Origin of the sequence: Streptomyces sp. NPDC101178 (assembly GCF_044767965.1) — a bacterium.
Taxonomy (GTDB): Bacteria; Actinomycetota; Actinomycetes; order Streptomycetales; family Streptomycetaceae; genus Streptomyces.
In genome coordinates, this window is the sequence record NZ_JBIWOZ010000004.1 from 394,379 (window position 1) to 415,193 (window position 20,815).

Annotated in this window: 19 protein-coding genes; 13 read left to right on the top strand and 6 right to left on the bottom strand. The window is 71.0% G+C overall.

Features of this window, described 5'->3' with window-relative positions; genetic code table 11:
* The first annotated feature begins 23 nt into the window (after nucleotides 1-23).
* Entirely contained in the window at nucleotides 24-1,475 is a 1,452-nt protein-coding gene (locus ACIRR8_RS14190) for a lipase maturation factor family protein (protein ID WP_404063482.1), read from the top strand.
* 15 nt (nucleotides 1,476-1,490) lie between these two features.
* On the opposite strand, the gene ACIRR8_RS14195 is transcribed toward ACIRR8_RS14190, so the two are convergent.
* On the bottom strand, nucleotides 1,491-1,667 hold the full coding sequence (locus ACIRR8_RS14195; RefSeq protein ID WP_015612873.1) for a hypothetical protein: 177 nt from the start codon (nucleotides 1,665-1,667) through the stop codon (nucleotides 1,491-1,493).
* A 380-nt stretch (nucleotides 1,668-2,047) separates the two neighbouring features.
* A complete protein-coding gene (locus ACIRR8_RS14200) occupies nucleotides 2,048-3,532 on the bottom strand; it encodes an SDR family NAD(P)-dependent oxidoreductase (protein ID WP_404063484.1) in 1,485 nt (494 codons plus the stop codon).
* Nucleotides 3,533-3,767: 235 nt separating this feature from the next.
* Here ACIRR8_RS14200 and ACIRR8_RS14205 point away from each other — a divergent pair, with 235 nt between their 5' ends.
* The 5 genes from ACIRR8_RS14205 (at nucleotide 3,768) to ACIRR8_RS14225 (ending at nucleotide 8,756) form a co-directional block, all read left to right on the top strand.
* On the top strand, nucleotides 3,768-4,664 hold the full coding sequence (locus ACIRR8_RS14205; protein ID WP_404063487.1) for an RNA polymerase sigma factor SigF: 897 nt from the start codon (nucleotides 3,768-3,770) through the stop codon (nucleotides 4,662-4,664).
* A 224-nt stretch (nucleotides 4,665-4,888) separates the two neighbouring features.
* Nucleotides 4,889-6,118 carry a PP2C family protein-serine/threonine phosphatase gene (locus tag ACIRR8_RS14210; protein ID WP_404064316.1) on the top strand — a complete coding sequence of 410 codons (1,230 nt, stop codon included), beginning with the start codon at nucleotides 4,889-4,891 and terminating at the stop codon, nucleotides 6,116-6,118.
* A complete protein-coding gene (locus ACIRR8_RS14215; protein WP_404063489.1) occupies nucleotides 6,115-7,764 on the top strand; it encodes an ATP-binding protein in 1,650 nt (549 codons plus the stop codon). Before ACIRR8_RS14210 ends, ACIRR8_RS14215 begins: the two co-directional genes overlap by 4 nt.
* On the top strand, nucleotides 7,761-8,204 hold the full coding sequence (locus ACIRR8_RS14220; protein ID WP_404063492.1) for a response regulator: 444 nt from the start codon (nucleotides 7,761-7,763) through the stop codon (nucleotides 8,202-8,204). The genes ACIRR8_RS14215 and ACIRR8_RS14220 overlap by 4 nt, the downstream gene beginning before the upstream one ends.
* A 96-nt stretch (nucleotides 8,205-8,300) precedes the next feature.
* Complete coding sequence (locus tag ACIRR8_RS14225) at nucleotides 8,301-8,756, top strand: ATP-binding protein (protein ID WP_404063494.1); 456 nt, start codon at nucleotides 8,301-8,303, stop codon at nucleotides 8,754-8,756.
* A gap of 60 nt (nucleotides 8,757-8,816) precedes the next feature.
* Here the strand turns inward: ACIRR8_RS14225 and ACIRR8_RS14230 are convergent, their stop codons facing one another.
* Complete coding sequence (locus tag ACIRR8_RS14230; protein ID WP_404063497.1) at nucleotides 8,817-9,992, bottom strand: PP2C family protein-serine/threonine phosphatase; 1,176 nt, start codon at nucleotides 9,990-9,992, stop codon at nucleotides 8,817-8,819.
* A gap of 86 nt (nucleotides 9,993-10,078) precedes the next feature.
* Between ACIRR8_RS14230 and ACIRR8_RS14235 the strand changes: the two genes are divergently transcribed.
* Both ACIRR8_RS14235 and ACIRR8_RS14240 read left to right on the top strand, forming a co-directional pair.
* On the top strand, nucleotides 10,079-10,594 hold the full coding sequence (locus ACIRR8_RS14235) for a MarR family winged helix-turn-helix transcriptional regulator (protein WP_404063500.1): 516 nt from the start codon (nucleotides 10,079-10,081) through the stop codon (nucleotides 10,592-10,594).
* A 222-nt stretch (nucleotides 10,595-10,816) separates the two neighbouring features.
* Nucleotides 10,817-11,179: an STAS domain-containing protein gene (locus ACIRR8_RS14240; protein WP_404063503.1), complete on the top strand. Its 363-nt coding sequence runs from the start codon at nucleotides 10,817-10,819 to the stop codon at nucleotides 11,177-11,179.
* Nucleotides 11,180-11,233: 54 nt separating this feature from the next.
* On the opposite strand, the gene ACIRR8_RS14245 is transcribed toward ACIRR8_RS14240, so the two are convergent.
* Entirely contained in the window at nucleotides 11,234-11,938 is a 705-nt protein-coding gene (locus ACIRR8_RS14245; protein WP_404063506.1) for a (2Fe-2S)-binding protein, read from the bottom strand.
* A 243-nt stretch (nucleotides 11,939-12,181) separates the two neighbouring features.
* On the opposite strand from ACIRR8_RS14245, the gene ACIRR8_RS14250 reads away from it, so the two are divergent.
* On the top strand, nucleotides 12,182-13,279 hold the full coding sequence (locus tag ACIRR8_RS14250) for a DMT family transporter (protein ID WP_404063509.1): 1,098 nt from the start codon (nucleotides 12,182-12,184) through the stop codon (nucleotides 13,277-13,279).
* A gap of 95 nt (nucleotides 13,280-13,374) precedes the next feature.
* Here the strand turns inward: ACIRR8_RS14250 and ACIRR8_RS14255 are convergent, their stop codons facing one another.
* The gene (locus ACIRR8_RS14255) at nucleotides 13,375-14,766 is read right to left on the bottom strand and encodes a transglycosylase family protein (protein WP_404063512.1); all 1,392 of its coding nucleotides are present in this window, start codon (nucleotides 14,764-14,766) and stop codon (nucleotides 13,375-13,377) included.
* 233 nt (nucleotides 14,767-14,999) lie between these two features.
* Between ACIRR8_RS14255 and ACIRR8_RS14260 the strand changes: the two genes are divergently transcribed.
* Complete coding sequence (locus ACIRR8_RS14260; protein ID WP_404063514.1) at nucleotides 15,000-16,076, top strand: LacI family DNA-binding transcriptional regulator; 1,077 nt, start codon at nucleotides 15,000-15,002, stop codon at nucleotides 16,074-16,076.
* A 16-nt stretch (nucleotides 16,077-16,092) separates the two neighbouring features.
* Here ACIRR8_RS14260 and ACIRR8_RS14265 read toward each other — a convergent pair whose 3' ends face one another.
* Nucleotides 16,093-17,439 carry an ROK family protein gene (locus ACIRR8_RS14265; RefSeq protein WP_404063516.1) on the bottom strand — a complete coding sequence of 449 codons (1,347 nt, stop codon included), beginning with the start codon at nucleotides 17,437-17,439 and terminating at the stop codon, nucleotides 16,093-16,095.
* Between the two features lie 142 nt (nucleotides 17,440-17,581).
* On the opposite strand from ACIRR8_RS14265, the gene ACIRR8_RS14270 reads away from it, so the two are divergent.
* Genes ACIRR8_RS14270 through ACIRR8_RS14280 form a run of 3 tightly spaced genes read left to right on the top strand, consistent with a single transcriptional unit; the run spans nucleotide 17,582 to nucleotide 20,800 of the window.
* A complete protein-coding gene (locus tag ACIRR8_RS14270; RefSeq protein WP_404063519.1) occupies nucleotides 17,582-18,892 on the top strand; it encodes an ABC transporter substrate-binding protein in 1,311 nt (436 codons plus the stop codon).
* Between the two features lie 11 nt (nucleotides 18,893-18,903).
* A complete protein-coding gene (locus tag ACIRR8_RS14275; protein ID WP_404063522.1) occupies nucleotides 18,904-19,914 on the top strand; it encodes a carbohydrate ABC transporter permease in 1,011 nt (336 codons plus the stop codon).
* Nucleotides 19,907-20,800, top strand: coding sequence for a carbohydrate ABC transporter permease (locus ACIRR8_RS14280; RefSeq protein WP_404063525.1), 894 nt, complete (start codon nucleotides 19,907-19,909; stop codon nucleotides 20,798-20,800). The genes ACIRR8_RS14275 and ACIRR8_RS14280 overlap by 8 nt, the downstream gene beginning before the upstream one ends.
* Nucleotides 20,801-20,815 lie beyond the last annotated feature (15 nt).

The window sequence follows — 20,815 nt, forward strand, 5'->3', positions numbered from 1 at the left end:
CCGCCGGGCCGATACTGGAAGGGATGGAGTGGTTCTCCGCCGACGGCTACTGGCTGAGCAGGCTGGTCTTCCAGCGGACGCTGGCCGTGATCTACCTGGTCGCCTTCCTCTCCGCCGCCCTCCAGTTCCGCGCGCTGATCGGCGAGCGCGGCATCCTGCCCGTACCGGAACTGCTCCGGCGCACGCCCTGGAAGGCGGCGCCGGGGCTGTTCCGGCTGCACTGGTCCGACCGGTTCTTCGCCGCCGTCGCCTGGACCGGCTGCGCGGTCTCGGTGGCCCTGATCGCCGGGCTGGACGGCCACCTTCCGCTCTGGGGCGGGATGCTGCTGTGGGCGCTGCCCTGGGTGCTCTACCTGTCGATCGTCCAGGTCGGGCAGGTCTGGTACGGGTTCGGCTGGGAGTCGCTGCTCCTGGAGACCGGGTTCCTCGCCGTCCTTCTCGGTACGGGCGACACCGCGCCGCCCGTGCTGGTGCTCTGGCTGCTGCGATGGCTGCTGTTCCGGCTGGAGTTCGGTGCCGGACTCATCAAGCTGCGCGGAGACGCGTGCTGGCGGAAGCTGACCTGTCTGGATTTCCACCATGAGACCCAGCCGATGCCGGGGCCGCTCAGCTGGTTCTTCCACCACCTGCCCCGGCCGGTCCACCGGGTCGAGGTGGCCGCCAACCACGTCACCCAGCTGCTGGTGCCCTTCCTGCTGTTCACTCCGCAGCCGGTGGCGGGAGCGGCCGCCGGCCTGATGGTCCTCACGCAGCTCTGGCTCGTCCTGTCCGGCAACTTCGCCTGGCTGAACTGGCTGACCATCGCCCTGGCGCTCTCGGTGATCGACTGGACCCCGCTCGCCGGGCAGCCACCCGACCTGGCCGCGCCACCGCTCTGGTACGAGGTGGTGGTCATCGCGGTGACGGCCCTGGTCCTGGTACTCAGCTACCGTCCGGCGCGCAATCTGCTCTCGCGCCGCCAGGTGATGAACCGGTCCTTCGATCCGCTGCACCTCGTCAACACCTACGGGGCGTTCGGATCCATCAGCAGAATGCGGCTGGAAGTCGTGGTGGAGGGCACGGCCGATCCGGTCGCCGACGAGCGCGCGGACTGGCGTGAGTACGGCTTCCGCGGCAAACCGGGCGATGTCCGGCGGCTCCCACGCCTGTTCGCTCCGTACCATCTGCGGCTGGACTGGATGATGTGGTTCGCCGCGCTCTGCCCCGCGTACGCGCGCTCCTGGTTCGGGCCGTTCACCGAGCGGCTGCTGCGCGGCGACCGGGACACGCTCCGGCTGCTGGCGCACAACCCGTTCCCGGACGGCCCGCCGGTGCACGTGCGCGCCCGGGTCTTCCACTACCGGTTCACCGACCCGCGTGAGCTGCGGGCCACGGGGTGCTGGTGGGACCGCACCTACGTGCGGGAATTCATGCGGCCCGTCTCCCGGCCGCTCCCGCCGGAGCGGGAGGGCCGGGAGACGGGCCGTGGGACGTGATCCGCGCCGGAGCGGTCAGTCGATGCCGGGCAGGATGTGCGGCTCGGCGAGGTCGTCCTCGTAACCGGCCAGCCGGATCGGCGCGGACCTGGCCCACACCTCGATGTTCCGGAGCTTCTCGGGCCGGGCGGTCCGCTCGCCGTAGCGTTCGGCGGGCCGCTTCTCGCGCATCGTCAGTTCTGGTGTCGTCACCGCGCACTCCTCTGTGTCGCGTCACCCGGGGCATCGCCGACGGTCCGGCTGCGACGCCGGTGATCGACCGCCCCGGAGTGGGGCAGGGGCTTGAGATATGTCGGTCGCGGTGGCGCCGTGTCGGGGCGGGACGGCGGTCGGGTTGCAGACCTGTCCCGGGACGGTCGGGGAACCTTCGTGGGCTCCTCGATGGCGTCCGTTCGCCTCAGAGTAACCAAATGAGCGGCTCCGCGCTCGATAGAACGTGTGCAGTGGGTCACTTTCGGCCACTCCGGACAGCGAAAACCCGGCCCAGAATCCATCCTGGGCCGGGCCTGAGACCTTCGCACGGAAGGTGCGGTTCCGGTTGAGCCGACCGGGTTACGCCGACCGGGGCGGCGCTACCAGTTCGCCGGGGCGTAGTCCTTGAGGAAGCAGCCGTAGAGCGCCTCGCCGCCCTCACCGCGCACGATCGGGTCGTAGACCCGGGCCGCGCCGTCGACGAGGTCGAGCGGGGCGTGGAAGCCCTCCTCGGCGAGCCGCATCTTGTCCGGGTGCGGGCGCTCGTCGGTGATCCAGCCGGTGTCCACGGCCGTCATCAGGATGCCGTCCTTCTCGAACATCTCCTGGGCGCTGGTGCGCGTGAGCATGTTGAGCGCGGCCTTGGCCATGTTGGTGTGCGGGTGGCCGGCGCCCTTGTAGCCCCGGCTGAAGACGCCCTCCATGGCGGAGACGTTGACCACATAGGAGTACTGGGCCGCGGTGGCGGCCATCGCCGGTCGCAGCCGGCTGATCAGGATGAACGGCGCGGTGGAGTTGCAGAGCTGGACTTCGAGGAGCTCGATCGGCTCGACCTCGTCCACCGTCTGGATCCAGCTGTTGGTGTCGTGCAGGTCGGGGACGAGCCCGCCCGCGTCGATCGCGGTACCCGCGGCGATCCGGGCCGGCGAGGCGGAGCCGGTGATCAGGGCGAGGCCGGTGACCTCCTGCGCGGTGAGGCCCTCCTCTCGGGCGGCGGGCAGGGCGGCCACCCGGTCGACCGTGCCGCTGTTGAAGGTGCCGATGACCTCGGCGGCGGGCAGTGCGCCGGCGGGCAGCGGGGCGGACTCGGCGCTGACCAGCTCGCTGTAGGCGCCCGGGGAGCGGCGGACGGTCTGGGCCGCGTTGTTGATCAGGATGTCGAGCGGGCCCTCGGCGGCGACGGAGTCGGCCAGCGCGACGACCTGGGCCGGATCGCGGAGGTCGATCCCGACGATCTTCAGCCGGTGGATCCACTCGTCGCTGTCCTCCATCGCCTTGAAGCGGCGGATCGCGTCGTTGGGGAAGCGGGTGGTGATGGTGGTGTGAGCGCCGTCGCGCAGCAGCCGCAGCGCGATGTACATGCCGATCTTGGCCCGGCCGCCGGTGAGGAGCGCCCGGCGCCCGGTGAGGTCGGTGCGGGCGTCGCGGCGGGCGCGGTTCTCCTTGGCGCAGGGCTGGCAGAGCTGGTGGTAGAAGGCGTCCACCTCGACGTACCGCGTCTTGCAGATGTAGCAGGAGCGGGGGCGCTGGAGTATGCCCGCGATCTCGGCCTGGGCGGAGGACGACGGCAGGACGCCCTGCGTCTCGTCGTCGATGCGCTCGGCCGAGCCGGTCGCGGTCGCCTCGGTGACGGCCCGGTCGTGGGCGGTCTTGGCGGCCCGGCGCTCCTGGCGGCGGCGCTGCTTCACGGTGCGGTAGATCCCGGCGGTGGCCCGGCGGACGACGATCGCGTCCGGGTGGTCCACCTCGATGCGGTCGAGCTCGTCGAGCACGCTCAGGCAGACGGCCAGCCGCTCCGGGTCGATGCCGGGACCGAACTCGTCGGATCCGGGAGCGAGCTCCGGGCTGTCCTCTGTCACCGTCATTGCCGTTCCTCTGTCATCCTCATCGCCGCGGGTCAGGAGTCACCGCAGGCCGAAACACCCCGATCAAGTCTGCCATGCGCGCGAGGCTGCTCCGTTCGGGCGGGCACCGGGCCGGACAGGGGGCCGGCAGCGGGCGAGGGAGGCTCCGAAAAACTTTCCCGAAAAGACAGGCATGACTTCGGAACGACCGGGAAGGCGACCGTCCGACACATTGGGTGACAGGGAGGGTGACACCATGACGGCGATGTCTGTGCGAGCCACCGGAGCGACGGCGCCACTGAGCGACGGCCTGGCCGGCACGCGGAGCGACGTCGGCGCCGAGGAGCTGCCCTGGGTGGAGGACGCCGGAAAGGTCGCCCCCAAGGACGCGCGGGCCCTGTCCAAGGTGTTCTTCGACCGCCTCCAGGTTCTGGAGGAGGGCACGCACGAGTACCAGTACGCCCGCAACACCCTGATCGAGATGAACCTCTCGCTGGTCCGCTTCGCGGCCAACCGCTTCCGCAACCGCGGCGGCGATGACACCGAGGACATCATCCAGGTCGGCACGATCGGGCTGATCAAGGCGATCGACCGCTTCGACCTCTCCCGCGAGGTGGAGTTCGCCACCTTCGCCGTCCCCTACATCGTCGGCGAGATCAAGCGCTTCTTCCGGGACACCACCTGGTCCGTGCACGTGCCGCGCCGCCTCCAGGAGCTGCGGGTCGACCTCGCCAAGGCGAAGGAGCAGCTCTCCGCCGAGCTGGACCGCGACCCCACGGTCAAGGAGCTCGCCGCCCACCTGGACCTGCCCGAGGAGGAGATCATCGAGGGGCTCGTGGCCGCCAACGGCTACTCCGCGGGCTCGCTCGACACCCCTTCCGCCGACAGCGACTCCGGCCAGGAGCAGCGCGCGTACGCCGATGTGCTCGGCGAGACCGATCCGGCCATGGAGACCGTCGAGAACCTCCACACCCTGGCCCCGCTGCTGGAGCAGCTGGACGACCGGGAGCGCCGGATCGTGCAGATGCGGTTCGGGGCCGAGATGACGCAGGCGCAGATCGGTGCGGAGCTGGGTGTCTCCCAGATGCATGTGTCGCGGCTGCTGACCCGGATCGTCAAGCAACTGCGCAAGGGCATGAGCGTCGAGGCGTGAGTCCGCTCACGTCCTGAGCGGTCCGGGTCTTCCCGCGATTCCGCGATCAGTCCGGTCGGGCACCCTTCTGGGTGCCCGACCTCTTCCTGTCAGAGGGGCGGCCCGTGGCACCTGCCGGGGCCGCCGATCACATATGCTTCCCGACGTTCGGCCGGATGGGCTGAGCCGTTCGTGTGGGGGTGGAGGGGTTGGCCGAGTCACCCATGGGCATGTCTCTCAAACCTGTGGGCACCGTCGGCATCCCCGCACAGCAGGAGATCACCGGCGACATCTCCCCCGGCGCCCTCCTGTGGAACGTCGACGCCACCATCCTCCTGGTGGAGGACGACGCGGGTGACGCGCTGCTGGTCGAGGAGATGCTCACCGACAGCGAGCTGGACTCCGCGCTCACCTGGTGCAAGACGCTCGCCGAGGCCCGCGCCTTCCTGCCCACGTGTGCCACTCCGGTATGCGTCCTGCTGGACCTGCATCTCCCGGACGTCCACGGCCTCGACGCCGTACGCCAGATCCTGGAGGCCGACAGCGAGGCGGCGATCGTCGTTCTCACCGGGCTCGAAGAGTCGGGCACCGGACTGCGCGCGGTCGCCGGAGGCGCGCAGGACTACCTGGTCAAGGGGAGGCTGGACCCGGAGGTGCTGTCGCGGGCGATCCGCTACGCCCTCCAGCGCAAGGAAGTGGAGCGGGCGGCGGCCGCGCTGCGCTCCAACCAGCTGATCGCCCAGGAGAACGCCCGGCTGGAACGCGGCCTGCTGCCCGTGCCGCTGCTGCGGGACGACCGGTTCCAGGCGCGCGCCCGGTACGAGCCGGGGCGCGTCCACGGGCTGCTGAGCGGTGACTTCTACGACGTCGTACAGACCGCCGACGGCGCGGTGCACGCGGTGATCGGTGATGTCTCGGGCCACGGCGCGGCGGAGGCCGCGCTCGGGGTCTGCCTCCGGGTGGCGTGGCGGACCGCCGTGCTCTGCGGCACCTCGCACCTGGAGCAGATCGAGCTGCTGGAGGAGATCCTGGTCGCCGAGCGCTCGGACTCGCACGTCTTCGCCACGATGACCTCGCTGGCCTTCGCACCCGACGGCCGGAGCGTGCAGATCGTGCGCGCCGGCCACCCGGGCCTGCTGCTGCGCCGCGGCGAGGCGGTCCACTGGGTGGAGCCGGAGGGCGGCATGGCGCTCGGGCTGCTGCCCGGGGTCGGCCGCTGGCCGACGGTCGACCTGCCGCTGGAACCCGGTGACGGTCTCGTACTCTTCACCGACGGACTCTTCGAAGGGCGCGACGGCCCGGACAGCCGCCTCGGTGAGGAAGGGCTGCTGGAGCTGGCCCGGGCCCACGCACAGCTTCCGGGCCGCGCCTTCATCGACGCGCTGGTGGCCGGAGCCACCGAGGGAGCCGCCCCCTACGGCGGTCTGGCGGACGATGTGGCCGTCCTGCATCTGGGCTGGGGATCGGAATCATGAGTACGGAAAAGTCGGCGCGTACGGACGCGGGAACGACACCGGCATCCGTCGGCGCAGCCGCACGGCTCTCGGTGCAGAACTGGGTACACCTGCTTCTCGGCGGGTTCATCGTGGTCGTCTGCGGCTGCCTGGTGGCCGGCGGGCTCGTGCTGGCCCGGATGTCCGATCACACCACCGAGCTGGTCGACCGAATACAGCCCGCGCGGTCGGTCTCCTTCCAGCTGCAGAACGCGCTGCTGGACCAGGAGACCGGTGTGCGCGGTTTCGCTCTGACGGGCGACGACTCGTTCCTCGAACCGTACGAGGCGGGCAAGGCCGCCGAGCGGGAGCGGCTGGCCCGGGCCCGCCAGCTGGTCGGCGGACAGAAGCCGTTCTCCGAGGATCTCGACGCCATCGAGACCGCCGCGCGGCAGTGGCGCGAGAACAAGGCCGAGCCGCTGCTGTCGCTGGTCCGGGAGCAGGGGCCGAGCGTGGACGGCGCCTCGGCGCAGCTGCAGAGCAGCAAGGACGACTTCGACGCGCTTCGGCAGGCCTACGGCATCCAGCAGACCCACCTGTCCGAGGCGCGGGACACCGTACGGGCCGAGCTGAACGACGCACGCACCCTCCGCGACCAGGTGCTGTTCGCGCTCGTCGCCGTTCTCGTCCTGACCGTGGTGGCGCTCAGCGTGCTGCTCCACCGGGTGGTGGGCGTTCCGCTGAGCCACCTGCGCGCCGCGTCCGAGCGCGTCCGCTCGGGCTCCTTCGGCCAGCGGATCGAGGTCAAGGGGCCCTCCGACGTCCAGGCGGTGGCCGGGGCCGTGGAGGACATGCGGCAGCGGCTGGTCGACGAGCTGGACGCGACGCAGAGCCGCGAGACGCTGCTCGCGGAGCAGACGGAGGAGCTGCGCCGCTCCAACTCCGAGCTGGAGCAGTTCGCGTACGTCGCCTCGCACGACCTCCAGGAGCCGCTGCGGAAGGTCGCCTCCTTCTGCCAGCTGCTGGAGAAGCGGTACGGCAAGGAGCTGGACGACCGGGGCAAGCAGTACATCGCCTTCGCGGTGGACGGCGCCAAGCGGATGCAGGTGCTCATCAACGACCTGCTGACCTTCTCTCGGGTGGGCCGGGTCAACGAGGGCCGGCAGCCGGTCGATCTGGGCCGGTCCCTGGACCGTGCGCTGGGCAACCTGACCGTGGCGATCGAGGAGTCCGGGGCCGTGGTCGAGCGGCCCGACGAGCTGCCCGAACTTCTGGGCGACGGCACAGCGCTCACGATGGTCTGGCAGAACCTCATCGGCAACGCGGTCAAGTTCCGCCGGGCGGAAGTGGAGTGCCGGATCACCGTCACGTGCGTACGGGAGGACGAGAGCTGGCACCTGACCGTCTCGGACAACGGGATCGGGATCGCTCCGGAGTTCGCGGACAAGGTCTTCGTGATCTTCCAGCGGCTGCACGCGCGCGACGAGTACGAGGGAACGGGCATCGGTCTGGCGCTCTGCCGGAAGATCATCGAGTTCCACGGTGGCCGGATCTGGCTGGACGCCGAACCCGGTGATGGCACCCGCATACACTTCACTCTGCCTGCCCAGCCGGAGGCGCCTCAGCACACCACGGCGGAGCTCCTCGCTCCGGCCCTGACCGCCAGCCAGCCGGGAGACCCTTCGTGAACAGCCACGTACAACCCATCGAGGTCCTCCTGGTCGAGGACGATCCCGGCGACGAGCTGATGACCCGTGAGGCGTTCGAGGACAACAAGATCCGCAACACCCTGCACGTCGTGCGGGACGGCCAGGAGGCGCTGGACTTCCTCTACCGGCGCGGCGAGCACACCGAGGCACCCCGCCCCGACCTGGTACTCCTGGACCTGAACCTGCCCAAGTACGACGGCCGGCAGGTGCTGGAGCAGATCAAGAGCGACCCTGAGCTGGCGCTCATCCCGGTGGTCGTCCTCACCACCTCCTCGGCCGAGGAGGACATCCTGCGCAGCTACAAGCTGCACGCCAACGCGTACGTGACCAAGCCGGTGGATCTGGACCAGTTCATCGCGGCGGTCCGCCAGATCGACGAATTCTTCGTGACCGTGGTGCGGCTGCCCGGACGTGCGTAGGATCGCTCAGGATCGCCTGGAGTGGGATCCTTCGACTCGGGTAGACGAATGGCGGAACAGGGTCTCCGACCTCACTGCGGCGCCTGGCTGGAGCACATGAACAAAGAGGTCACCTCACCACCGGAAGACCCCGGCCAGGGTCTGCGGTCCCCGGAGGTACTGCTCAGCGCCGAGGTCTTCGATGGCGAGCCGGGTTGCATCGCGCTCGCACGCGCCCTGGCGGACCGTTTCCTCACCCGGCTCGCGGTGGAGTGCCTGGCCCCCATCGGCGAGCACACCCGCAGTGATCTGATGCTGGCCGTCAGCGAGCTGGTCACCAACGCAGACCGCTACAGCCACGGCCCGTACCTCCTGGAACTGGAGGGGAACGCGCAGACCATGAGCGTCACGGTGTACGACAGCAGTACGGCGATGCCCGTGCTGTACGGCCCCGATCCCTCGCGGCTGGGCGGACACGGCATGGAGATCGTCGTGGCCCTGTGCGACCGGCTCACGGCCGAGCGGGTGCCGGTGGGCAAACGGATCCGCGCGGAGTTCCAGCTCTCCACCTGAAGCAGACGTGACGACGCCCCCGGAACGCGTTCACGCGTCCCGGGGGCGTCGTCCTCCGTCTCAGCCGGTCGTGCCGTCCTGGCGGCCGAACCAGTCCAGGCAGACCACCAGCGCGTCGTCGAGGGTGTCCGTGACGCGGTACTCGGCCAGTTCACCGAGCATCGCGCGCGGGACGGTGGCCGCCGGGAGCAGCCGTGTCGACTGGATGGACCGGGCCAGCGCCCGTTCCCCGTACGACTCCCCCATCGGCGACACCGCCTCGTACACGCCGTCGCTGAGCAGCAGCAGCCGGTCGCCGGGCTCCACGTGGAATTCCTGGACCGTGTAGTGCGACTCCTCGAACATGCCGAGCGGGAGCTGGGCCTCCAGCTCCATGCGCCGGACCGTGCGGCCTCGCTGGAGCCACAGCTGCGGCGATCCGGCGTCCACGACGCCGACCCGGCCGGTCGCCAGCTCGAAGCGGAGCAGCAGCGTGGAGACGTGCGAGGCGCCGCGGTGCTGGTCGTACAGCGCCTGGTCGGCGAGGGCCGCCTGGTCCGCGATGCCGATCCCGGCCCGACGGGCGTTGCGCAGGGCGTTCACCGCGAGGTTGGTGAGGAGCGAGGCCTGTATGCCCTCGCCCATGCCGTTGGTCACCGCGAGGGTCAGCTCTTCGGCGTCGGCGGCCCAGTCGAAGTTGTCGCCGTGGATGGAGTACGCCGGCTCCAGCTGGGCGCCGATGGCGAACTCGGCGGCGGTGCAGGCCCGGGCGGGCAGCAGCTGCCACTGCATCTCGGCGGCGAGAGTGAGCCGGGCGGTGCGCCGGGCGCGCTGGTAGACGTCGGTGTCCCGTTCGGCGACCAGGATCTCGTGGCCCAGCAGATCGGCCACATACGTCAGCTCGCCCACCATGTCCGGCGTCGAGCGTGCCGCGGGAAGCCGGACGGTGAGGATGCCGAGCCGTTCGCCGCGTACGGTCACCGGGAGGTAGTGGTCGACCGCGTCGCCGTGTCCGACCTGCTCGCGCGGCTCCTGGCTGCCGAAGGCCCGGCCTTCGGGGCTGTTGTGCAGCGAGAGCGGTTCCTCCTCGCCGTCGAGCCGGTCCAGGCGCTTGAGGACGCGCAGACCGTAGTCGGCCAGGTACAGGTCCACCGCGAGGGCCCCGTAGGCGTCGGCCAGTATGGTGCGCAGCGTCGCCAGCAGGGCATGCGGAGCGGCGGCCCTGACGGCCGTCTCGATGTCCGGTCTTCTGTTCACGGTCTCTCGTGCATTCTTCGTCCTGCGACGTGGTAGGGGCCTGAGCCGGGCTGACAAGTGGGGCCGACAAATGACAGAGTGGACGGATGCCCCACCGTGCCCGCCGCCCGATCAGTCGCGCAGAGGTGTCCGCCGATGCCTCCGCGGCCTCGGAGCTGCTGGAAGTGCTCTGGGGCCGCGGTCAGGAAGCGGCCGCTTCGGGCACCGTATCGCCCTCCCAGCTCCGGGCCCTGCTCGTGATCGAGAAGCAGGAGGGCACCAATCTGCGCTCGTTGGGCGAGGCGCTGGGCTCGCGCGCACCCTCGGTCAGCCGGCTGTGCGACCGCATGGAGGCGATGGGGCTCGTGCAGCGGGCCCAGAGCCCGACGAGCCGACGTGAGGTGGAGCTGCGGCTGAGCCTGCGCGGCCGAACCCTCCTTGAAGAATACCGGGCATTGCGGGCGCGCGAGGTGAGCGCCGTGCTGGAACGGATGGAACCGGCCGCGGTCGCCGCGCTCGCGGAGGGCCTGGCGGCCTTCCATGTGGCCGCTTCTGAGCGGCTCTCGCCGGAAACGCGTGCGGCGGGCCGCCTGCTCCGCGAAGATGTCGCCGACAGCGCTTAGCCTCATCCAGCCCCTGCTTCCGCTTCTCTCGGGTGCCTCACCGCCGACGGCTGATCCTTCAACCGTTGCGGATCAGATTGTTACCCAATGGCAAATGTTGTCAAATGGCAACCGTTGCTTCTATCGTTGTCCCGTACCCCGCCGTGAGCAGGGACGGAACGAGGCCGACCCGTCCGGCGCACCGGCGTCCGTCGTCCGCCCGAACCGCCCGAGGTGCCTTCCGTGCAACCATCGCCCAACGAAGACAGAGCAGTCAGAATCAAAACCCGCCGAGAACGGGGTGCTCTGGTCCTCACCGTGTCGGGTGACCTCGATATCGACAGCGTCCCGCCGCTCGGCCGGGCACTGGAAACAGCGGCCGCAGACGGTTCCGGGCCGGTCGTCGTGGATCTCTCGGGAGTGGGCTTCGCCGACTCCACCACGGTCAACGTGCTGCTCCAGGGGCAGACCGCGCTGGGCGGCCGGCTGCGGCTCGCCGCGCCCTCCCCGTTCGTGCAGCGGCTGATCGGGATGATCGGGCTGGACAGCGCCATCCCCGTACGGCAGGACGTGGACGAGGCCATAGACGCGGCCCTGCCCTCCTGACCCTTCCGGCCCCGGCGGCCGTGGGCGGCGGGCCTTGAGGGCCCCGCCCCGCGGCTACCGGGCCGTGTCCGTCCGGCCCGGCGCCCGGTCGAAGACGCAGTCGCCGCAGAGCCCGCCGCCCGGACACCGCCAGTACAGGCAGCAGCTGCGCCGCCGGAAAGCCGGGCCGTGCGGGGCGCCGGTGGAGCGCAGGTCGGGGTGGCCGAACAGCTCGGCCGCCAGCGTTCGGGCCCGCTGCGCCACATCCGGCCGGTCCTGCCCGCGCGACCAGGCGACCAGCTCGCGTACGGCTCCGGCGAGCGCGGAGCCGGCGTTGCCCCACAGCAGCTGCGGCGAGATGTTCCCGTCGCGCCGGACGGCCTCGGCCAGCGGCACGAGATGGCCGTAATGCACCTGCTCGCGGATCCGCTCGGCCGTCCCCGGCAGCTCCTCGGGGTCCGGGAGCCAGAGGTCGTCCGGCGAGGTGTGCAGCGGGTCCCAGTGCAGGGTCTCCGGTACGAGGGCGGGGATGCGGCCGAAGAGCGCCGCCGGGCCCAGTGCGATGGACCAGAGCCGGGCGGCGAGGCCCAGGTGCGCGATGGAGGCGGCGACCCGGCGTTCCGGGGCGCCCAGCCGGTCCGCGACCCTGTCGACCCGCGCGGTCAGAGGCGCCGCCGTGCCCGCGTACAGCTCCGCCAGCGGCCGGTGGGAGCCGCCGGGGACCGGAGTGGTCCGCAGAGCGAAGAAGCCGCCCACCGAGGCCGTCTGCGCCAGGTCCATGCCCCGCTCCTCACTCGCCGCGACCACCGGGTCGGCGCCGGAGCGCGGCCGGCGTCCGGCGACGGCGTGTGCCGCCCGCGCGGCTCACCGTATCCGCCGGTCCACAACTTCTGACGGCCGGGCCCGGCAGGACTACCGTCGAGGGGAGGACCTTGGTCCGACGTCCGTACTACTGGGGCAGTACGCGGAAGTGACGTCTCAAGGACGACGACGTGGCGCCCCGGACAGGACATCGTGGTGTACATGAGCTCCCTCGCGCTGTCTGTGCTGCTGTCACTGGTCTCCGCGGTCGCCTACGCGGCCGGGGCGATCGTCCAGGAGCGGGTGGCCGCGCGCGGTGACAACTCTCCGCACGCCTTGGTGCGCGACGGCGTCTGGTGGGTGGCGGTGCTGCTCAACGGGGCCGGCGCGCTGCTGCACGTGGTGGCCCTCGCCTACGGTCCGCTCAGCCTGGTACAGCCGCTCGGTGCGCTGACGATCGTCTTCGCCCTGCCGATGGCGGCCCTCTTCGTCGGCCGCAGGGCGGGGGCGACGGCATGGCGCGGTGCGCTCATGGCCACGGCAGGTCTCGTCGGGCTGCTGGCCCTCACGGGCAGCGCCGAGCCGCACACGCTCAGCGGACCGGAGCAGCTGGCCCTGGCCACGGTCACCTTCGGGGCGGTGGGCGCGCTGACCCTGCTCGCGCGGTCGCTGCGCCGGCCGGTGCTGCGGAGCGCCGCGCTGGCCACGGCGGCCGGCGGGGCGTTCGGCATGGCCTCGGTGTTCACCAAGACGGTGGCCGTGGAGTGGACGTCCGGCTCGGTGGGCTCGGGGCTCCCGGCGCTGCTGGTGATCGCCGGGCTCGCGGGCGCTGGCCTGCTGCTCGCCCAGGCCGCCTACCGGGGCGCGGGGCTCGCCGCGCCGCTGGCGACGGTGACGGTGGTCAACCCGGTGGTGGCCGCCGCGATCGGGATCACACTGTTCGGTGAGCACTTCCGCCATGGCGCGGCGGGCACGGTCCTCGCGCTCGCCTGCGGGGCGGTGGCGGCGAGCGGCCTGGTCCTGCTGACGCGGGAGCGGCTGAGCGCGGAACAGGCGGAGGCGGTGCGCACGCGGCCGCGGAGCGGGACGGTCGCGGCCGACGCAGCCGCGAAAGCCGCGACTGCGGCGGCGGGGGCCGGTGATGTGGTGCGGACCGGGTCGACGTACGTTCCGCCGCTGCCACTGCGGCCGGGCAGCGCGGTCCCCCGCGTGGAGCTCGGCGGCCCGCGCCGGGCGGGTCACGGCCGACGGGGCGAGCCGGCCGCGGCCGGCCGCTCGGAACGGACCGTTCAGACGCTGACGCCGCCCGCGCTGAGATAGGCGGGCGCACCGTTCGGACCACCCGGCGCCACCGGCCCTGAGGCAGACCGGCGGACCGTTCGGACGCTGACGCCGCCCGCCCTGAGACGGGCCCTTCAGACGCTCACGCCGCCCGCCCTGAGGTAGGCCAGCGGGTCGATGTCCGACCCGTAGGCCGGGCCGAGGCGGATCTCGAAGTGCAGGTGCGGGCCGGTGCTGTTGCCGGTGGAGCCGGAGCGGGCGATCCGCTGTCCGCCGGAGACCGACTGCCCTTCCCTCACGTTGAGCGCGGAGAGGTGCGCGTACTGGCTGTACCGGCCGTCCTCGTGGCGGATGACCACCTCGTAGCCGTACGCCCCCGCCCACCCGGAGGAGACGACCCGGCCCGACGCCACGGCCTTCACGGAGGTCCCGGTCGGTACGGGGAAGTCGACGCCCGTGTGGTAGCCGCTGGACCAGGAGCCGGCCTGGCGGTAGGCGGTGCCGGTGGAGGCGGCGACCGGGGCGCTCATACCGGAGCGCTTCACGGCGCGCTCGGCGGGGGCCTGCTTCTGCGGCTGGGACGCGGCCTTCTTCCGCTCCGCCCGCTCGGCCTCCGCCTTCCGCTCCGCATCCGCCTTCCGTTCCGCCGCCCGCTCGGCATCGGCCTTCTTCTGCCGTTCCGCCTTCCGCAGCTCTGCCTGTCGCAGCTCGGCCTTCTTCCGCTCCTCGGCCTTGGCGGCGGCCGCGCGCTGCTCGGCCTTCCGCGTCTCCTGGCCCCGGGGCTCGGGCGCCTGCCGTTCCGGCGTGGCCTGCTTCTTCGGCGTCTGCCGTGGCACGGCCGTCCCGGAAGCGGCCCCGTCCCCGCCGCGCGGGGTGAGGGTCAGCCGCTGGCCGGGGAAGATCAGGTCGGGGTCGTCGCCGACGACCGTACGGTTGGCCGCGTACAGCTTCTGCCAGCCGCCGCGCACCCGTTGGGCGTCCGCGATCCCGGAGAGCGAATCGCCGCTCGCGACCGTGTACGCGTCCCGCTTGCCCGGCACATGGGTCGGCGTCGCGGCGGCGGGCGTCGCCTTCGGCCGGCTGAGCGGGGTGCTCTCGGGCACCGCGCGGCTGCCCGCACTCTGCGGAGTGATGTCGGGCGCGTCGCCGCCCCGGGTGAGTCCGGCCTTCACGGAGCAGGTCGGCCACGCTCCGGGCCCCTGGCCGTCCAGTACCCGTTCTGCGATGGCGATCTGCTGGTCCCGGGTGGCGAGATCGGCGCGCGGCGCGTACTCCGTACCGCCGAAGGCCGCCCAGGTCGAACCGCTGAACTGAAGCCCGCCGTAATAGCCGTTGCCCGTGTTGATGGCCCAGTTGCCGCTGGACTCACAGACGGCGACCTTCTCCCAGACCTCTCCCGAAGCGGCTCCGGCCGAGGCGGCGGTGATGAGCGGGAGGGCTATGCCCGCGCCGCCCGCGGTCACCGTGAGCGAGGCACGGTTGATCCGGCTGGGCTGGTATCTGCGGTGTCGACCGGTTGCGGCCATGACGGAGCTCCCCCACAGGTGTTGGGATGTCGCAAGCGGGGCAAACGTAGGGCGGCGCGAAGACTGATCACAAGCGAAACGTGATACTCGGCCGCTGAGGCCGGGCGTGTGGCCGGATTCCGCCCCTGGTGCTTCGACAGGACGCCCGCACCCCGAACCCTCTTGACCGACGGGCCCGCGACGGCGGGCCGGCGCGATGGAGAGCGCTCTCCGCAGGTGCTATAAAGACGCACATGACGGATGATCTGCGGTCGGCCGGAGCACCAACCCTGGAGGACGTGGCGCGGGCCGCCGGTGTCTCGCGCGCCACGGTCTCCCGGGTCATCAACGGGGTGCGCAACGTCGATCCGGCGATCCAGGAGATCGTCCGGCAGGCGGTCTCCGTCACGGGGTACGCGCCGAACCGGGCGGCCCGTTCCCTGGTCACCCGGCGGGCCGATGCCCTTGCCCTGGTGGTGACCGGGGCGGGGGTCGAGGCCGAGGCCGGGCGGGAGCGGGTGGGCGGGGGCGCCGGGTCCTTCACCGCCCAGGTGTTCGCCGACCCGTTCTTCGGGCGGGTGGTCACCGGGGTGGTCAACTACCTGCGGCCGCGTGGAATGCATCCGGTGCTGATGTTCGCGGAGACCTCGCGGGCCCGCGACGAGGTGGTGGCGTATCTGCGGCAGGGCAGTGCGGACGGGGCGCTCATCGTCTCGACGCACGCCGAGGACCCGTTGCCCGGCCTGCTCACGGAGGCGGGGCTCGCGGCGGTGCTCTACGCGCGCCCCGCCCGGCCCGTCCCCATCAGCTACGTCGACCTGGCCCACCAGGATGGTGCCCGGCTGGCGGCAGAGCATCTGCTGGCCCGGGACTGCCGCCGGATCGCGACGATCAGCGGCCCGCTGGACGTGCCGGCGGGCCAGGCGCGGCTGGCCGGTTTCCGGGACACGATGGCGCGCCACGGGCACCCGTACACCCCCATCGCCGAGGGCCGGTTCACCCAGGAGAGCGGTGAGGCGGCGATGGAGCGGCTGCTGGTGGAGCATCCGGATCTGGACGGGGTGTTCGCCGCCAACGACCTGATGGCGATGGGCGCCTGCCATGTGCTGCGGGAGCACGGCCGCCGGGTGCCAAAGGACGTGGCGGTGGTCGGCTTCGACGACAGCAGCGCGGCGCTGGCCTGCCGGCCGCCGCTGACCACGGTCCGCCAGCCGGTGGAGGAGATGGCGGCCGAGATGGCCCGCCTGCTCCTGGACCGGCTGGCCCGCCCGGCCTCCCCCGCCACCTCGGTCATCTTCGAACCGGAGCTGGTGGTACGGGGGTCGGCGTAGGGCCGGTGCCCGGCACTCAACTCGTGTGCGTGCGGCTCCGGTTGCGTACGGTCTCCGTCGCCGTCCGCGGCGGTGGGCCGCCCGCGTCCGGCCGGACGCCGGGTGCCGGGCGGCTGCCGCCGCGGGTCAGGAAGTCGGCCAGCGGGAGCGTGGCGGCGCCGACGGTGACCGCGTCCGGGCCGAGCCGGCCCATCTCGATCGTGGTGCGGGCCGCCGCGTGGCGCAGCGCGTACTCGTTCGCGTACCGGCGGATCTCCGGGAGCAGGTGAGGGCCCAGGAGCAGGCCCGCCCAGCCGCCGAGCAGGATGCGTTCGGGCAGGAAGAGGTTGACCAGGTCAGCGAGGGCCGCACCGAGGCATTCGGCGGTCTCGTCGAGGAGGGAGAGCGCCACCTGGTCCGGGGCGGGGCCGCCGGGCGGCGGGTAGGCGGCGGCGAGGAGTGCGGCGAGGGCGGTCTCGTCGTCGGCGTCCTCGGGGAGCGGGCCGCCCGCCTCGCGCCAGCGCTCACGCAGCGCCTCCGCGCCGGCGTACGCCTCCAGGCAGCCGATCGAGCCGCAGCGGCAGCGGCGGCCGCGCAACTGGACGGTGGTGTGGCCCCATTCGAGGGCGAGGCTGGTGCGGTCCTCGGCGAGGATGTCGCCGTGGTCGACGCAGGCGCCGACCCCGGAGCCGATGAGCGCGATGGCGGCGGCGCCGGCGCCCCGCCCGCCGCCGAACCACATCTCGGCCCGGCCGAGGGTCTTGGCGCCGTTGTCGATGAAGAGCGGCACCTCGGGCGGTACATCGACGGCCTCGCGCAGCAGTTGCTCGAAGGGGACCGCCTGCCAGCCGATCGTCTGGCCGTGCACCACGGCGGTGCGCCTGCCGTCGGGACCTTCGGGTCCTTCGCGCTCGATGATGCCGGGGACTCCGATGCCGATGCCGAGCAGCCGGTGCGGGTCGGCTCCGGCGTCGCGCAGGACGTCGGCGACGCCCGTACGGACATGGGCGACGATGCGCTCGACGTCGTACCCGTGCTGGGCCAACAGCCTTTCCGTGCGCGCCAGTTCGGTGAGGGAGAGGTCGAAGAGCTCGACCCGCACCCGGGTCTCGCCGATGTCGATGCCGACCAGCAGCCCGCCGTCCGGCGCGACCCTCAGCAGCGTACGCGGGCGGCCGCCGTCGGAGTCGACGATGCCGGCCTCCTGGAGCAGGCCCTCGGCGGCCAGTTCGGCGACGACGTTGCTGATGGAACCCGAACTGAGTCCGGTGGCCGGTCCGAGCTCCTGGCGGCTCAGCGGACCGTCGAAATACAACCGTTGCAATACCCTCGCCCGGTTGCCCCGCCGCAGGTCACGCACGGTTCGTCTGTTGCGCTCGGCCATGTTGCTCCTTCCCGTCCAGGAACATACCTGGTCCCAGACCTTGACGCGACCTTCCCTCACCTCTTAAATCACGGCATAAATTAAGTCATGGAGGCCGTTCGCTCCGCCGAACGCAGCCATCCCCGGAAAGGGGCCACCTCACATGCGTCACCTCAGAGCCGCAAGCGCCGTCACCCTCGCGATCGCCATCGCCGCAGCCGCCACCGGCTGCGGCGGCGGAACGGGCGGGACGGGGAGCAACGAGTCCCCGAAGACCCTCACGTACTGGGCGTCCAACCAGGGCCCGAGCATCGAGGCCGACAAGGAGATCCTCACTCCCGAGCTCAAGAAGTTCGAGAAGGAGACCGGGATCAAGGTGAAGCTGGAGGTCGTGCCGTGGGCCGATCTGCTGAACCGGATCCTCGCCGCCACCGCGTCCGGTCAGGGCCCGGACGTGCTGAACATCGGCAACACCTGGTCGGCGTCGCTCCAGGCGACGGGCGCACTCCTGCCGTGGGACGAGAAGAACTTCGAGGCGATCGGCGGCCGGGACCGCTTCGTCGACTCGGCGGTCGCCTCGGCCGGCAAGGAGGGCGAGCCGCCCGCCGCCGTCCCGCTGTACTCGCTGGCGTACGCGCTCTACTACAACAAGAAGATGTTCGCCGAGGCGGGCATCGACGGGCCTCCGGCCACCTGGGACGACCTCGTCGCTACGGGTAAGAAGATATCCAAGGGCGGCAAGTGGGGACTCGGCGCCGAGGGCGCGAACCTCTCCAACAACATCCACCAGACCTTCGTCCTGGGCCAGCAGCACGGTGCCGACTTCTTCGACAAGGACGGCAAGGCGACCTTCACCTCGGACGGTGCCGTCGCCGCCGTGAAGCAGTACATCGACTTCATGGCCAAGGACAAGATCATCGCTCCGGGCAACGCGGAGTACGCCCAGAACCAGTCGCTCACCGACTTCGCCAAGGGCAAGACCGCGATGGTGCTGTGGCAGGCGGCCGCTTCCACCTTCGCCTCCCAGGGCATGAAGCCCGAGGACTGGGGAGCTGCCCCGGTGCCGGTCCCGGCAGGCGCTCCGGGCACGGGCAAGCAGGCCAACTCGATGGTCGCCGGCATCAACATCGCGGTGTTCAAGAACACGAAGAACATCGACGGCGCCAAGAAGTTCGTGAAGTTCATGACCAGCGACGAGGAGCAGAAGCACCTCAACAAGACCTACGGGTCGATCCCGCCGGTCAAGGAGGCCCAGGCCGACGCGGCCTTCGGCGCCCCCGACCTCAAGGTCCTGCGCGACACCCTCGCCACCAGCGCCGCCCCGCTCCCCCAGGTCCCGAACGAGTCGCAGTTCGAGACGGCCGTGGGCACCGCGGTCAAGGAGTTGTGGGCGGACGCCGCCGCCGGTCGTCCGGTGACGGAGGCGTCCGTCAAGGCGCGCCTCGAAAAGGCCCAGCAGTCGATGCAGCAGTGAGGCCCTGATCCATGACCGCCACCGTCACCAACCCCGAGGTCGACAAGTCGGCCGACGGGGGTTCGAGCCGGGGCACCGGGGGTGCGCGCAGGAGACTGCCGCGCATCCCCGACCGGATCCGCCAAGGCGGACTGCCCTATCTGCTGCTCCTGCCCGCCGTGCTGCTGGAACTCCTCATCCACATCATCCCGATGATCATCGGGATCGTGATGAGCTTCCGTCAGCTCACGCAGTTCTTCATCAACAACTGGGGTGCGGCGCCCTGGATCGGCCTCGACAACTACAAGATCGCCGTCGACTTCGACGCGCCGATCGGCGAGGCCCTGCTCCACTCGTTCTTCGTGACCTGCGTCTTCACGTTCTTCTCGGTCGGGTTCGCCTGGCTGCTGGGGACGGCGGCGGCGATCCTGCTCCAGGAGAGCTTCCGGGGCCGGGGCATCCTGCGGGCGATCTTCCTGGTGCCGTACGCCCTGCCGGTCTACGCCGCCGTCATCACCTGGGCGTTCATGTTCCAGCGGGACAACGGCCTGATCAACCACGTGCTGCACGACCAGCTCGGGATCACCGACGAGCCCTCCTTCTGGCTGATCGGCGACAACAGCATCTACACGCTGATCATCGTCTCGGTCTGGAAGGGCTGGCCGTTCGCCTTCCTCATGCTGATGGCGGGCCTGCAGAACATCCCGCGTGAGCTGTACGAGGCCGCCTCGATCGACGGCGCCGGCATCTGGCAGCAGATCCGCAAGATCACGCTGCCGTCGCTGCGCCCGGTCAACCAGGTGCTGGTTCTCGTGCTCTTCCTCTGGACGTTCAACGACTTCAACACGCCGTACGTCCTGTTCGGGAGATCGGCGCCGGAGAACGCGGACCTCATCTCGATCCACATCTACCAGTCCTCGTTCGTCACCTGGAACTTCGGCACCGGCTCGGCGATGTCCGTCCTGCTGCTTCTCTTCCTGCTGCTGGTGACGGCCGTCTACCTGATCCTCACCTCGCGCGGAAGGAAGGGCGCCGATGTCTAGCCTCACGCGGACCCCGGGCGCCTCCCGGTCCCGGCCGCGCTCCCCCATGGCGGCGCCGCGGTCCTTCCTGTGGACCCGCCGCATCGTCCTCACGCTGCTGACCGGCTTCATCCTGCTGCCGGTCTACGTGATGGTCAGCAGCTCGCTGAAGCCGCTGCAGGACGTGTCGGGGAAGTTCCAGTGGATTCCGTCGACGCTGACGGTCCAGCCGTACTTCGACATCTGGAAGACCGTTCCGCTCGCCAAGTACTTCGTCAACTCGCTGATCGTGGCGAGTTCGGCGACGGTGCTGTCGGTGACGATCGCGGTGTTCTCCGCCTACGCGGTGAGCCGCTACAAGTTCCGGGGCAAGCGGGTCTTCACCGTCACGGTGCTCTCCACGCAGATGTTCCCGGGCATCCTCTTCCTGCTGCCGCTGTTCCTCATCTTCGTCAACATCGGCAGCTCCACCGGCGTCGCCCTCTATGGTTCACGCGGCGGCCTGATCCTCACCTATCTGACGTTCTCGCTGCCGTTCTCCATCTGGATGCTGATCGGGTACTTCGACTCCATCCCGAAGGACCTCGACGAGGCCGCCCTGGTGGACGGCTGCGGACCGGTCGGCGCCCTCTTCCGGGTCGTCGTGCCGGCCGCCGTGCCGGGCATCGTCGCCGTCTCCGTCTACTCGTTCATGACGGCCTGGGGCGAAGTCCTCTTCGCCTCCGTCATGACCAACGACGCGACCCGGACCCTCTCCGTAGGCCTCCAGGGGTACGCCACGCAGAACGACGTCTACTGGAACCAGGTCATGGCCGCCTCACTCGTGGTGAGCGTGCCGATCGTCGCCGGGTTCCTGTTGCTGCAGCGCTACCTCGTCGCCGGACTCACCGCGGGAGCCGTCAAGTGACCCCCGCAGAAAGGC

Coding starts and splice junctions, on each gene's coding strand:
- ACIRR8_RS14270 (WP_404063519.1), top strand. CDS start 17,582: ATGCGTCACCTCAGAGCCGCAAGCGCCGTCACCCTCGCGATCGCCATC.
- ACIRR8_RS14250 (WP_404063509.1), top strand. CDS start 12,182: ATGAGCTCCCTCGCGCTGTCTGTGCTGCTGTCACTGGTCTCCGCGGTC.
- ACIRR8_RS14260 (WP_404063514.1), top strand. CDS start 15,000: ATGACGGATGATCTGCGGTCGGCCGGAGCACCAACCCTGGAGGACGTG.
- ACIRR8_RS14265 (WP_404063516.1), bottom strand. CDS start 17,439: ATGGCCGAGCGCAACAGACGAACCGTGCGTGACCTGCGGCGGGGCAAC.
- ACIRR8_RS14200 (WP_404063484.1), bottom strand. CDS start 3,532: ATGACGGTGACAGAGGACAGCCCGGAGCTCGCTCCCGGATCCGACGAG.
- ACIRR8_RS14245 (WP_404063506.1), bottom strand. CDS start 11,938: ATGGACCTGGCGCAGACGGCCTCGGTGGGCGGCTTCTTCGCTCTGCGG.
- ACIRR8_RS14275 (WP_404063522.1), top strand. CDS start 18,904: ATGACCGCCACCGTCACCAACCCCGAGGTCGACAAGTCGGCCGACGGG.
- ACIRR8_RS14205 (WP_404063487.1), top strand. CDS start 3,768: ATGACGGCGATGTCTGTGCGAGCCACCGGAGCGACGGCGCCACTGAGC.
- ACIRR8_RS14235 (WP_404063500.1), top strand. CDS start 10,079: ATGCCCCACCGTGCCCGCCGCCCGATCAGTCGCGCAGAGGTGTCCGCC.
- ACIRR8_RS14280 (WP_404063525.1), top strand. CDS start 19,907: ATGTCTAGCCTCACGCGGACCCCGGGCGCCTCCCGGTCCCGGCCGCGC.
- ACIRR8_RS14215 (WP_404063489.1), top strand. CDS start 6,115: ATGAGTACGGAAAAGTCGGCGCGTACGGACGCGGGAACGACACCGGCA.
- ACIRR8_RS14255 (WP_404063512.1), bottom strand. CDS start 14,766: ATGGCCGCAACCGGTCGACACCGCAGATACCAGCCCAGCCGGATCAAC.
- ACIRR8_RS14190 (WP_404063482.1), top strand. CDS start 24: ATGGAGTGGTTCTCCGCCGACGGCTACTGGCTGAGCAGGCTGGTCTTC.
- ACIRR8_RS14225 (WP_404063494.1), top strand. CDS start 8,301: ATGAACAAAGAGGTCACCTCACCACCGGAAGACCCCGGCCAGGGTCTG.